At 63.8% G+C, this 13,264-nt stretch carries 8 protein-coding genes; 6 read left to right on the forward strand and 2 right to left on the reverse strand.

Translation table 11 applies throughout. The annotated features are described in order from the left end of the window. A partial coding sequence (locus tag NKH04_RS31790) for an ROK family transcriptional regulator (RefSeq protein WP_353020903.1) occupies window positions 1–952 on the reverse strand: 952 nt, incomplete at its 3' end. A 196-nt stretch (window positions 953–1,148) separates the two neighbouring features. Between NKH04_RS31790 and NKH04_RS31795 the strand changes: the two genes are divergently transcribed. From NKH04_RS31795 to NKH04_RS31810, 4 genes are all read left to right on the forward strand, one after another. After that, window positions 1,149–3,707 carry an ATP-binding cassette domain-containing protein gene (locus tag NKH04_RS31795; RefSeq protein WP_353045529.1) on the forward strand — a complete coding sequence of 853 codons (2,559 nt, stop codon included), beginning with the start codon at window positions 1,149–1,151 and terminating at the stop codon, window positions 3,705–3,707. Beyond that, window positions 3,704–4,693, forward strand: coding sequence for an ABC transporter permease (locus NKH04_RS31800; protein ID WP_352503590.1), 990 nt, complete (start codon window positions 3,704–3,706; stop codon window positions 4,691–4,693). Before NKH04_RS31795 ends, NKH04_RS31800 begins: the two co-directional genes overlap by 4 nt. A gap of 46 nt (window positions 4,694–4,739) precedes the next feature. After that, on the forward strand, window positions 4,740–5,741 hold the full coding sequence (locus NKH04_RS31805) for a rhamnose ABC transporter substrate-binding protein (RefSeq protein ID WP_352686514.1): 1,002 nt from the start codon (window positions 4,740–4,742) through the stop codon (window positions 5,739–5,741). Between the two features lie 85 nt (window positions 5,742–5,826). After that, complete coding sequence (locus NKH04_RS31810; protein WP_353045530.1) at window positions 5,827–6,588, forward strand: glutamine amidotransferase; 762 nt, start codon at window positions 5,827–5,829, stop codon at window positions 6,586–6,588. 112 nt (window positions 6,589–6,700) lie between these two features. On the opposite strand, the gene NKH04_RS31815 is transcribed toward NKH04_RS31810, so the two are convergent. Next, the gene (locus NKH04_RS31815; protein ID WP_352472728.1) at window positions 6,701–7,582 is read right to left on the reverse strand and encodes a YihY/virulence factor BrkB family protein; all 882 of its coding nucleotides are present in this window, start codon (window positions 7,580–7,582) and stop codon (window positions 6,701–6,703) included. A gap of 135 nt (window positions 7,583–7,717) precedes the next feature. On the opposite strand from NKH04_RS31815, the gene NKH04_RS31820 reads away from it, so the two are divergent. After that, entirely contained in the window at window positions 7,718–11,668 is a 3,951-nt protein-coding gene (locus NKH04_RS31820; RefSeq protein ID WP_353045531.1) for a caspase family protein, read from the forward strand. A gap of 156 nt (window positions 11,669–11,824) precedes the next feature. Continuing rightward, window positions 11,825–13,150 (forward strand): NAD(P)H-dependent oxidoreductase, encoded by a 1,326-nt coding sequence (locus NKH04_RS31825; RefSeq protein ID WP_352503596.1) that lies wholly within the window; start codon window positions 11,825–11,827, stop codon window positions 13,148–13,150. Window positions 13,151–13,264 lie beyond the last annotated feature (114 nt).

Raw genomic sequence — 13,264 nt, forward strand, 5'->3', positions numbered from 1 at the left:
CCTCGACCAGCGCATTGGCACAATCGTCGATCCATTCGGACAGCGGCTCGCGCGCCCCCGGCGGCAAGGGATCGAGTTCGCGCACACGGTTGATCTCGATGCCGCGCGATTTGAGATGATTGACCAGCACATAGATCGAAGCGCGATGCAGCAGGCTCTGGTAGCGCGCCGGCTTGGCCGCCACCGAATCGAGGCTTGAAGGCGAGACCGGCAAAGGACCGAGCGCGGCGCTGTTGCCGTGCGGCCCGGTGTGGACCTTGCCGCCTTGCACCAGTCCGCCGCCGACAAAGGTGTCGATCGAGATATGCATGAAGTCGCGGAACCGCGCGCCGGTTCCCTGGATGAGCTCGGCGAGTGCGGCCGATGACGCGTCGTTTTCCACGAAGACCGGGGTCTTCGGCTTTGTGGCGAAGAACGTCGTCAGATCGATTGCTTCCCAGCGGCTGCCGAGATCGTCGGGAAAGCCGAGCTCTTCGCTCCAGCCGCCGAGGAAATATGGCGAGGCGATGCCGACGCCGACGATGCTGGCATCGCCAAGCCCCTCGACCAGCTTGTCGAAATTGGCCAGCGACATGTTGCCGGCCTTGAGCACCATGTCGGGATCCGGAAAGCGATATTCGTGCGACTCGCGCGAGCGGACCTCGCCGGCAAAGTCGACGAGCACGGCTTCCAGCGCGCGCCGGCCGATCTTGATGCCGACGCTGTAGATACGCTCAGGTGCAAGTCGGTAGAGAGTGGACGGCGATCCGCGTTGCCCGAACCTTTTTCCCACTTGCTTCACGAATCCGGAAGATTCCAGCCCGTCGACAATGGTGGCGACCGCGGCCGGCGTCAGATTTGCGGCGCGCGCCAGATCGGACTTGGATGCCTCCTTCAGGCGGCGAATGGCATCAAGCACGAAGCGCTCGTTATAATGCCGAACCTTGACCGAATTGCTGCCTTTTCCGGACAAAACCGGCGCCTCCCCATTCATTCCCGCAGAGCCGCTCCAGCCGCTTGCAGCTTTGAGGCTGCCGCGGGTCGAGCACTCCAATCGCACCCGTGCGCGACGCGACAGTGCCCTTCGCGGCCATGGAAGTCAATTTTCCAGTTGCGGCATTCGGCCATTTAATATAGCAAATTGAAAAAACAGGACCAAGGGAGGAAAGGTGCTGCACTTGGGCGCATTAGGCGAAGCCGACGCCATGGTGAAGAGCGACGCGGCTGTCCCCGTTGCCCTGGTTCAGGCGACAAAAGCCTTCGGCGGCACGATCGCCCTCAAGGACGCGTCCTTCGAATTGCGCTCAGGCGAGGTGCTGGCTCTGCTTGGCGAAAACGGTGCCGGCAAGAGCACTTGCGTAAAGCTGCTGGCCGGCGTGTATCTCCCGACCGGCGGCCATGTCGAAGTCGATGGCAAGCCTGTGGTCTTCCATTCGCCGCACGACGCCCAGGCTGCCGGCATCTCGGTCATGCACCAGCACCCCGGTCTTTTCCCTGATCTTTCGGTGGCGGAAAACATCTATCTCGGCCATATGCCGCGCGACCGCTTCGGCGGCATCGACAGCGCCGCCATGCTTGCCGGCGCGCGCAGGGTGCTGGCGACAGTCGGCCTCGACGTGCCGGCCGAAACCCGGCTCGCAACGTTGCGCACCTCCGAACAGCAACTGGTCGAGATCGCCCGCGCCCTGTCGCTCGACGCGCGGGTGCTGATCATGGACGAGCCGACGGCCGCCCTGTCGCAGCGCGAGGTCGAGCGGCTGTTCACTGTCGTCGCCGACCTGCGGCTGCACGGCGTGGCGATGATGTTCGTCGGCCACCGCATGGACGAGATCTTCCGCATCGCCGACCGCATCGCGGTGCTGCGCGACGGGCGTCTCATTGGCGTCAAGCCGAAGGCCGAGCTTGGCCGCGCCGCTGCCATCGGCATGATGGTCGGCCGCGAGGTCACCGACCTCTATCCGCAACGAAGCCACGCGACCGGCGCACTGGTGCTGGAGGCGAGGGGGCTTTCGCACGCCGGTGGCTTTTCCAATATCGACCTCAAGCTCCATGCCGGCGAGGTGCTCGGGCTCGGCGGCCTGGTCGGCAGCGGGCGGACCGAGATCGCGCGCGTGCTGTTCGGAATCGACCAGCCCGATGCCGGCGAAATCCTGATCGACGGCGAAGCAGTGCGTTTCGCCTCGGCACGCGACGCCATGGATGCGCGCATCGCCTATGTCTCGGAAGACCGCATGGGCCAGAGCCTGGTGATGGATTTTTCCATCCTCGACAACGCCGTGCTGCCCGTCCTCGACAAGGCAGCCCGCTCCGGCTTCTACGGCACGAACCGCGCGATCAATCTGGTTTCGGACTGGCTGAAGCGCATGAAGCTTCGCTTTTCCGGCTACGCGCAGCCGGTAAAGGAACTGTCCGGCGGCAACCAGCAGAAGGTGGTGTTGGCCAAATGGCTGCGCACCGAACCGCGCGTCCTCATCCTCGACGAGCCGACGCAAGGCATCGATGTCGGCACCAAGGCGGAAGTGCATGCGATGATCGCCGACCTTTCCGCCCAGGGCATGGCAATCATCCTGATCTCCTCCGAAATGCCCGAGCTCATCGGCATGTGCGACCGCATCATCGTCCTGCGCGAAGGCCATCGGACGGCCGAATTTGCCAGGGGCGAAGCCACTCAGGAAAAGGTGCTGGAAGCAGCGACCAAGGCCGGCGAAAGCGCCGATGCGGCGGCACAGGCCGCCGGCGAGGAGAAGAGAAAAGGACCGCTCGACATACTAAAGCGGCGGGAGTTCGGCCTGCTCGCCGCGATGCTGGCGGTCGCCGTCCCCGTCACCATCATCAACCCGCGCATGGTGAGCGCTGCAAACCTGACCGCCGTGTCGATGGATGCCGCCCTGCTCGTCGTTGCAGCACTCGCGCAGATGCTGGTGCTGATCACCCGCAACATCGACCTTTCGATCGCTGCGGTGATCGGCCTGTCGGCTTACATGGCGGCCAGCATGGTCCAGGCCTATCCAGGGCTCGACATCGGCATTGGCCTGATAACCGCATGCGCCGTCGGTGGCGTCGCCGGCCTGATCAACGGCCTCGTCGTCACCAGGGGAAAGATCCCGGCGATCGTCGTCACGCTGGCCTCGATGTCGATCTTCCGCGGCTTCAACTCGATCTGGGCAGCCGGTGACCAGATCAGCGCCGACGAAGTCACGCAAGCCTGGCTCGACATGACCGGCCTGAAGATCGCCGGCGTGCCGCTGATCGTCATCATCGCGATCGTTATCCTGTGCCTGGGCTACGTGCTGCTCTATCGCACGGCGATCGGGCGCGAACTGTTCGCCGCCGGCTCCAATCCCGACGGCGCGCGTCTTATCGGCATCCCCGTCGACCGCCGCATTCTGTTGGCCTTTGGCATGGCCGGCCTGCTCGGCGGCCTGTGCGGCGCGCTGTGGGCATCGCGCTACGCGACCATCGATGCACGCGTCGCGCTCGGCTTCGAACTCACCGTGATCGCGTCGGCGGTGGTCGGCGGCGTCGCCATCCGCGGTGGTTCGGGCACGCTGCTCGGTATCATCCTCGGCGCGCTCACGCTGCTCGTCATCAAGAACGGGCTGACGCTGGTGCGCGTCGACCCGCTGTGGCTGCAGGGCGTCTACGGCCTCGTGATCCTGGTCGCCATCGGCATCGACACCTTCATCGTGCGGCGGGCCGAGCAGGCAAGACAGGCGAGGGCGCGGTGAAAAAGTTCCTCCGTTCGATCGACTTCTGGGATCTGCTGCTGGCGACCTCTTGCTTGGCCATCTTCCTCTATGCCGCGATCTTCGTGCCGAATTTCGTTTCCGGCTTCAATCTCTCGCAACTGGCCGCCAGCGCCTCGGAAAAGGCATTGCTGATCCTGCCGATGACGCTGCTCATCATCACCCGCGAGATCGACCTGTCGATCGCCTCGGTGCTGGCGCTGACGTCCGTCGTCTTTGGCTTGCTGGTCCAGGCCGGTGTGCCGACACTTGCCGCAATCCCGCTGACGCTCGTCATCGGCGGCCTGCTCGGCGCCTTCAACGGCTATCTGGTCTCGGGCCTTGGACTGCAGTCGTTGGTTGTGACGCTCGGCACCATGGCGCTCTATCGAGGCATTGGCTACATCCTGCTCGGCACCGGCTCGGTCAACATCCTGCCGCCCGCGGTCGTCGATTTCGGCATCAACAACCTGCCTGGCACCGAGATACCGTGGACCATCGTGCCCTTCCTGGTGCTGGCGCCGGTGTTTGCGGTCGTGCTGCAGAAGACGCCGACCGGCAAGCGCATCTACGCGCTCGGCGGCAGCCCCGAGGTGGCGCGCTATTCCGGCATAAACACGCGCCGGATGGTGCTGAACCTGTTCGTCGTCTCGGGCGTCGTCGCGGCGATGGCCGGCATCGTCTATACCGCGCGCCTTTCCAACGCCCGCGCCAACAATGCGCTCGGCATGGAGCTCGACGTCATCACCATCGTGCTGCTCGGCGGCATCAGCGTCTTTGGCGGCAAGGGCCGCCTGACCGGCGTCATGCTGGCACTGGTCCTGATCGCCATCATCCGCAACGTGCTGGCGCTGAACCAGATCGGTGGCGACGCGCAGGGCATGATCATCGGCCTGCTTCTGATCGGCTCGCTGCTGATCGGCAATTACTGGCGCTCCACACAGGAGATGCTCAGCAGATCCCGCGCAATGCGCGAGACAAAGGGGTGATCTCGGGCCCCTTCCTTCAAGCCCGAATTTTGACGGAGGAGTCACAATGAAAGCGTTTAGATTAGCCCTGCTCGCATCCGCGGTTCTGCTTGCGCAAAGCTCGCTGGCCTTCAGCCAGGAGTGCGCCAAGGAACCCGTAACGGTCGGTTTCCTGCCCAAGCTCGACACGGATCCCTACTTCAAAGTGGCCTTTGGAGGCGCACAAGAGGCAGCCAAGGAAATTGGCGGCACCGCTACCCAGGTCGCCCCATCGCAGGCGACCGCCGAGGCGCAGATCGAATTCATCAACAGCCTTGTCTCGCAGAAGGTCGGAGTCATCGCAATTGCCGGCAACGACGCCAACGCCGTCGCGCCTGCGCTGAAGCGCGCCGTTCAGCAGGGCGTCAGGGTGATTTCGTATGACTCCGATGTGGCCGCCGATGCGCGTGCGGTGTTCGTCAATCAGGTGAAGGGCGACAGCCTCGCCGAGATGATGCTCGAAAGTGCATTCGCCCTCAGCGGCGGTGAAGGCGAATTCGCGATCCTGTCGTCGACGCCGACGGCGACCAACCAGAATGCCTGGATCGACTTCATGAAGGCGAAAATGGCGGCCGAGCCGAAGTTCTCCAAAATGAAGCTGGTGCAGGTGGCCTATGGCGAAGAAAGCGAACAGATCAACCAGCAGCAGGCATTGGCGCTGGTGCAGGCGTTTCCCGATCTCAAGGTGATCATCGTCCCGGCAGGCATCGGCCTTCCGGCGGCCGCGCGTGCACTCGAGGAAGCGGGCATGATCGGCAAGGTCAAGCTGACCGGCCTCGCGCCGGCCACTCTGATCTCGAAATACATCAAGGACGAAGCGGCTCAGGATATCTGGTGGAACGTCACCGATCTTGGCTATCTTACTTATCAGACGGCCCAGGCGTTTGCGCAATGCAAGATCACCGGCAAGGAGGGTGAGAAGTTCACGGCAGGCAGGCTCGGCGAATACACGATTGGCGCCGGCGGCGAACTGATCCTTGGTCCGGCCAAGATCGTAACTCCCGAAAATCTGGCCGAATTCAAATTCTGATCCTGTAGGGCTTGAGTTCTAGGGGGCGCCGGTCCATCCGGCGCCCTTCCTAAAAACCTCTCGAATGAAACAGTGCGGGGCGGCAATGAAGATATTGCTTGCAGGCGAAACCTTTGCAGCGACGACCTCGGTTGCCATCGGCAGCGACGTGCTTACAAGTGCGACCTCGACAAATGGCGCGACGGCCTTCAATGCCGCGCTGACCACTGAAGGCATCGCGGTCACGCAGATCGGCGGCGAGCGTTGCAGCGCGGAGTTTCCCTATGACCTCGATGGGCTCGCCCAATATCAGGCGGTGGTGATCTCCGATGTCGGCGCCCTGACATTGCTGGTGACGCCGGATGCCCGCACCGGGCGTGTCGGCGTCAACCGCCTCGATGTGCTCAAGGCCTATGTCGAAGGTGGCGGCGGGCTGATGCTGGCCGGCGGTTACATGGGCTTTCAGGGCATGTTCGGGACGGCGCGTTTCCACGACACCCCGGTCGAGGACGTTCTGCCGGTCCGTTGCCTACCCTACTGCGACGGCATGGAGGTGCCGCAAGGCCTGCAGGCCTCCATCCTGCAGTCGTCACATCCGATTTTTTCCGGGGTGGAGGGGCCTTTGCCGCCGATTCTCGGCATGAACAAGCTGGAATTCAGGCGCGACGGTTCGTCCCGGCTTCTGGCGACCTGCCACTATCGCGGCACCGACTGGCCGCTCCTTGCCGTCGATAGCCATGGCCGCGGCCGCACGATTGCCTGGGCAACCGATATCGGCCCGCATTGGCTCTCGCAGGATTTCCTCGCGTGGCCGTTCTACGGAAGACTGATGGCGAATATGGTCCGTTGGCTTGCCGGCAATGAATGAGGAAGCCGGACACTAGGTTTGACCCAGTGCGGTTGTCCTGGCGCGGCCGATGCCGCGCGAGGCGCCGGTGACCAGCACCACCTTGTCGGCCAGGTCGAATTTCGGCGTGAACTCATTTGCCATGCAATTCCACCTTGTTCTTCAAATCGGACCGGCTGCCATGTCGAACCGAATAGGCTCGCGTGAATTCGGCGCCCAGCAGAAATATCTCCGCTGAATAATAGACCCATAACAGCACGACGAGCAGGGCGCCGGCCGCGCCGTATGATGATGAGATGGCGCTGGTTCCGATATACCAGCCAATCAGCGACTTGCCGATGGTGAACAGAAACCCGGTGACCGCGGCGCCGATGCCGACATCGCGCCATTGCAGGCTGCGGTCCGGCAGCACCTTGTAGATTGCGGCAAACAGCAGTGTGATCAGGGCAAACGAGACGATCCCGTTGATGGCGCTCAGGATGACGGTGCCGAACGGCAGGTCGGCGTTGATGACCTCTCCGAGCGCCGAAATTGCAGCGCTTACGACCAGCGACACCAGCAGCAGGAAACCAAGCGCGGCGACCAGGCCCAGGCTTGCAATGCGTGCCCGCACCATTCGTGAAATCGTTGCCCCGCTCGGTTTGACTTTCCAGATTTCGTTCAGCGCCAGCTGCATTTCGCCGAACACGCCGGATGCGGCGACGAACAGCGTGACCAGCCCCAGAATGCTGGCAAGGGTTCCCGCTTCCTTCTGCGAGGCGTTCTCGATCGTCGCCTGCAGCAGCTCGGCACTTTGCGGCCCCATCAGGCCAGCGATCTGTGCCGAAAGGGCGAGTTGCGCCGCCTCGTGCCCGAAGGCCATGCCGGCAATTGCGACAACGATGAGCAGGATCGGCGCAAGCGAGGTCGTGGCATAAAACGCTATCGCCGCCCCATGGCTCAGCGCATTGTCGTCGATGAAGCCGATGACGCTCTGCTTGAGGAGCCTCCAGCCCTCTGCTGCCAAATTCCACATGTAGGCCTCGCATGCCTGTCAACAAACAAGTAGCGGCCGCGCAGCGCTGGGCGAGGGGCGAGAGGCCGGCGGGACAGGAGGGGGCGCGGAGCAGCATGACATTCCTGCCTCCCTTCCCCACGACAAGAACACCTCTTGCCCGAACACTTGCCACGCGCCGGCCATCATGATGCCATGCCGTTGCGGAAGATGGCGCGCTGGGTTTGGGGTGGGACGACGATGCTGTTTTCAGGGGCAACAGGGCGCATAGGCGTGGCGTTTGCCGCGCTGCTTGCACTTTTGTGCGCGCTGGTTCCTGCGCGGGCTGAAGAGCCGAAGGCGCTTAAGGGCGTCGCGCTCGTCATCGGGCAGTCCGATTATGAGCATGTCGGCAAGCTGCCCAATCCGGAAAACGACGCCCGCGCCATCGAGGATATGTTCGACAGGCTCGGCTTCGAAACCGATGTCGCGACCAATCGCGACGCGCGCAAATTGCGACGCGACCTCGAAGGCTTCGTCGACGATGCCGAGGGTGCCGACGTCGCCATTATCTACTATTCCGGCCACGGCATCGAAGCCGGCGGCGAGAATTTCCTGGTGCCGGTCGATACCGACATTACAGCGCTCGACGATGCCGGCGAGAAGCTGGTGCCGCTGTCATCGATCGTGGCCGAGCTGAAGGCCAAGGTGCCGGTCACCATCGTGCTGCTCGATGCCTGCCGCAACGATCCGTTTCCACCGGGCACGCTGCTCAAACTGACGCCGGGCGAAGCGGGCAAGCCGATCGGCGCCGGCGGCCTTGGCGAAACCCGCAGCGTCGTGGCGCTGAACGGCAGAGCGCCGGCCAAGGGTGCGGCGGATGACAGCCTGGGCCAGGTCATCGGCTTTGCCGCCGAGCCCGGCAAGGTGGCGCTCGACGGTCCCGCAGACGGCAACAGCCCCTATGCGGCAGCCATATTACGTCACATCGACATGATGGGCGGCGAGGAATTCGGCACCGTGCTGCGCATGATCGGCGAGGAGGTCTATCTCAAGACCGGCGGCCGGCAGCGGCCGTGGGTCAATGAGAGCCTGCGCCGGCTGCTCTATTTCGGTACGCCCGCCGAGGTGCCGAAAGGCGAAGAGGGCGAGATACTCAGCGAGCGTCGCCGGCTGCTGGTGACGATCTCGACGCTGCCCGACCCGCAACGCCGCCAGATCGAGACGATCGCCCGCGACGGCGGCGTACCGATGGACACGCTCTACGCCATGCTGAAGACGCTGGGCACCGAGAAACCCAGGGACGCGGCCGAGCTCGACAAATTGCTGCGCGGCCAGACCGAGCGGCTGAAACAGGTGCTGGCCGAGCAGGCGACGCTGAAGAGCCAGGATCCGGAAATCGTGCGGCTTTCAAGACTGGCCGAGCAGGCGGTGCAAGAAGGCGCACTCGAAGCAGCGCAGAAAATCCATGAACAGGCCAAGGCCCGCGTTGGCGAACTGTCGAAGACCGTCGACCAGGCCGAAGCCGACCTCAAGGCGCGTCGGTTCGAGTTTGCCGAGGTTTTCGGCGACAGCGCCAAAACCTACGAAATTTCCTTCAGCTATCAGGCGGCAGCACTGGATTATGCCAAGGCCTATGAGCAGGTCGATAAATGGGACGACCATGAAGCCTGGTTCTACAAGGCAGCCGAGGCCCAGGCGCTCTCCGCGCACGGTTCTTTCTCTGGCGACAATGCCTTTCTGGTGCAGGCGGTCGCTGCCTATGAAAAGGCGCTGACCTATGTGTCGCGCGAAAACAGCCCGCGGCAATGGGCTGCCACGCAAAACAATCTCGCCACCTCACTGTCGACGCTGGGCGAACGCGAGGCCGGTCGCGAAAACCTCGACAAGGCGGCTTCCGCCTTCGACCAGGCGCTGACCGTCTACACACGCGACGCCGATCCGGACGACTGGGCCTCGACGCTTGGCAATCTCGGCACCGTCTATTGGCGGCTCGGCCAGCGCGAGAATGGTATCGCACTGCTCGACAAGGCCGTCGCCTCCTTCCGCGCGGCGCTCGCGGTGCAAGCGGCGAAAAAAATGCCGCTCGAATGGGCGGCGACTGAGAATAATCTCGGCATCGTGCTGTCCGAGATCGGCGAGCGCCAGGCCACGACCGACAGTTTCCGCGCTTCGATCGAAGCGCATCGCGCCGCGCTGACCGAATACCGCAGAGAGCGCGTCCCGCTCGACTGGGCGTTGAGCCAGGTCAATCTCGGCGCGGCCTTGTTTCGCCTTGGCGAGCGTGAAAAAGACGTGCCGACGCTTGAGCAGGCAGTGGCCGCGTATCAGGCTGCGACCGAGGAGATGACGCGCGAGCGCGCCCCGGCGCAATGGGCGACGATCCAGAATAATTTGAGCTCGGCGCTGGAATCGATCGGCCAGATCAATGGCGACATCGCCACGCTTCAGCATGCTCGGGAGGCCGCAGAGGCCGCACTGACGGTCTGGACGCGCGAGCATGCGCCGGCGAGCTGGGCGAACGGCCAGTTGACGCTTGGCAATGCCTTGCAGCGCCTTGGAGCCAGGCAGGAAGGCAACGACGCGCTGCTCGAGGCGATCGCTGCCTATGAGGCCGCACTTTCTGAATATCCGCGCGAGAAGCTTCCGCTCGACTGGGCTTCGTTGAAGCAGAATCTAGGCTCGGTCTATGCGACGCTTGGCGATCGGGACACCGGCATCGACTATCTCCGGAAGTCGGCGTCCGCCTTTCGCGAGGCCTCGCAGATCTATACCGCCGCCGCTGCTCCAATCGAGTTTGCTTCGATCGAGCACAGTCTCGGCAACACTTTGTCGACCTGGGGCGACCGCGCCAGCGACAAAGCGGTGCTGAAACAAGCGGTCGCCGCCTATGGTGCAGCGCTCACCGTGCGAAGCAAGGACAGCGCCCCGAAGGACTGGGCGAAGACGCAGTACCGGCTGGGTGCAGCACTTTCCATGCTCAGCAAGGCCAATGGCGATCCGGACGAGGCGCTCCAGCGCTCGGCGGCGGCCTATCGTGCGGCGCTCGAGGTGCAGAGCCGTGACAGCGATCCTGACGCCTGGGCGGCAACGCAATGGGGCCTGGGCCACGTGCTCCTGGTGTTGGGCGACCGCACGCAGGACGGCGAAGCGTTCCGCCAGTCGGCGACGGCGCTAGAAGCGGCGCTGCCCTTCTACGACCTCGCCACGGTGCCGGAAGATCACGCCCAGCTGCAGAACGAACTAGGCACTGCCTATTACTACCTTGCCGGCAGCGCCAATGACCCATCGCTCTACCAGAAGGCGGCGGCCGCGCATGAAAAGGCACTGGCCGTCTATGCCACGTTGCCCGACCGCTCGCTCTGGGCCTCGGTCGAAGGCGACCTTGGCAATGCCCGCATGATGCAGGCAAACGCCAGCTCCGATCCGGACGCCATGGCCAAGTCTGTCCAGGCCTACGAGGCGGCACTGACTGTGATGAGCCGCGACAGGGATGCCGACGAATGGCTGCGCAACCAGGCAAACCTGGCCAGCGCGCTGTCGACGCTGGGCTACTGGCGCGGTGACGTCGCCCTGCTGAAGCGCTCGGCCGGCATCTATCGCTCGATCCAGAGCGTGCGCACGCGCGACCGCGCCCCCGAACCCTGGGCCAGCACGCAGGCAAGCCTGGCCAATGTGCTTGGCATGATCGGCGCGAAAGAGCCTTCGCCGGCTTTGTTCGCCGAAGCGGTCGCCGTCAATCGGGCGCTCGCAGACGAGGTCGGCCGCGACCGCGACCCCGACCGCTGGGCGAGCCTGCAAAACGAGATCGGCTATCAGCTGACGCTCGCCGGCCGCGCCGAAAACAACGTCGCCAAATTCGAGGAGGCAGTGCCGATCCTGCGCGAGGCCATCGCTGTGCAGAAGAAGATCGGTTCGGTGCCGGGCGTCGCCTTCACCGAGGACAGCCTGTGCGATGTGCTTACCGATCTGGGTGCTGCCCGCAAGCAGAAGGCAATGGTCGAGGAAGCGATAGGCGCCTGCGAGCATGCGCTCGTCATCTTCAGTGAGCGCAAGATGGACGACCTTGCCGCCGGCTCCGCCAAGAACCTTGCCGAGGCAAAAGCCTTGCTGGCCGAATTGCAATAGCGCACAGGAAAAGGTGGCCGCGGCCGGTTTCGATTGGCAATGGGTTGCCGTTCCCTGCTATTCCCGCTTCATAATGCATGTCGCCCAAAAGTGTGCCGCGGTTTTGGGACAACGACATGCATAAAAACAAAGACTTAAAGCAGTGGACGTTCCAGTATGACCAATGTCGCCTTGACCGGGCTTGCCCGCGATCTTGCCAAGCGCGCCGCGGAAGGCCGCCCGGTGCGCATCGGCGTTATCGGTTCGGGCGAGATGGGCACCGACCTGGTGACGCAAGGCATGCTGATGCCGGGCATTTCGGTTTGCGCGATCTCGACGCGCCGCCCGCATACGGCGCGTGACGCCATCCGCATTGCTTATGGCGATCAGGCGATGGCAGCCGAAGCGGACAGCGCTTCGAAGGTCAGCCAGGCGATCGAAAGCGGCAAGATCGCCGTCACCTCGAACGAAATGCTGGTCACCAATCCGCTTATCGATGTCGTCATCGATGCCACCGGCAAGCCCGGGGTCGCCGCCGATTTCGACCTGATGGCGATGCAGCACGGCAAGCACCTGGTGATGATGAATGTCGAGGCCGACGTTACCATCGGCTGCTATCTGAAGCAGCAGGCCGACCGGCTCGGCGTCGTCTATTCGGTCGGCGCCGGCGACGAGCCGTCGAGCTGCATGGAGCTGATCGAGTTCGCCTCGGCGCTCGGCTACACCATCGTCTCCGCCGGCAAGGGCAAGAACAACCCTCTCAACCACGACGCCGTTCCCGACGACTACCGCGAGGAGGCGCTGCGCCGCAACATGAATCCGCGCATGCTGGTCGAGTTCGTCGACGGCTCGAAAACCATGGTCGAGATGTGCGCCATTGCCAACGCCACCGGGCTGGTGCCCGACGTTCCCGGCATGCACGGCCCCAAGGCCGATCGCGACGAGCTGGTCAAGGTGCTGATCCCGCGCGAGCAGGGCGGCATTCTGTCGAAGAAGGGCGTCGTCGACTACACCGTCGGCAAGGGCGTGGCGCCCGGTGTCTTCGTCATCGTCGAGGCGACGCATCCGCGCATCATCGAGCGCATGGACGATCTGCATATCGGCCACGGTCCCTATTACAGCTTCTTCAGGCCCTACCATCTGACCTCGCTGGAAGTGCCGCTGACGGCCGCTCGCATCGCGCTTTACGGCAAGCCCGACATGGTGCCGCTGCCGCGGCCGGTGGCCGAGGTCTGCGCGGTGGCCAAGCGGGATCTGGCGGCAGGCGAGGTTTTCGATGCGATCGGCGAGACCTGCTACCGCTCCTGGACCATGACCGTCGAACAGGCCCGCGCCCATCGCGCCGTGCCGGTCGGTCTGCTCGAAGGCGGCAAGGTGCTGAAACCGGTGAGGAAAGGCGAATTGCTCACCGCCGACAATGCCGCGCCCGACCCGACGACCGGGCTGTTCGCCTTGCGCCGGCTGCAGGACGAGATGCTGTATGGGAATCTTGGTGATGGCTGAGGTCCGTGAATCCGAGTTGAAGCGGGAAAATGGACGCCTTTCTCTGGCAGAGCGGCTCGCGGCCATTGTCGATGATCTCAAAGCCAAAGCCGGCAAAGACGGGCGGCCCCTGAA

The organism is Mesorhizobium sp. M1365 (genome assembly GCF_040317865.1).
Classification (GTDB): Bacteria; Pseudomonadota; Alphaproteobacteria; order Rhizobiales; family Rhizobiaceae; genus Mesorhizobium.

Coding starts and splice junctions, on each gene's coding strand:
- NKH04_RS31805 (WP_352686514.1), top strand. CDS start 4,740: ATGAAAGCGTTTAGATTAGCCCTGCTCGCATCCGCGGTTCTGCTTGCG.
- NKH04_RS31810 (WP_353045530.1), top strand. CDS start 5,827: ATGAAGATATTGCTTGCAGGCGAAACCTTTGCAGCGACGACCTCGGTT.
- NKH04_RS31815 (WP_352472728.1), bottom strand. CDS start 7,582: ATGTGGAATTTGGCAGCAGAGGGCTGGAGGCTCCTCAAGCAGAGCGTC.
- NKH04_RS31825 (WP_352503596.1), top strand. CDS start 11,825: ATGACCAATGTCGCCTTGACCGGGCTTGCCCGCGATCTTGCCAAGCGC.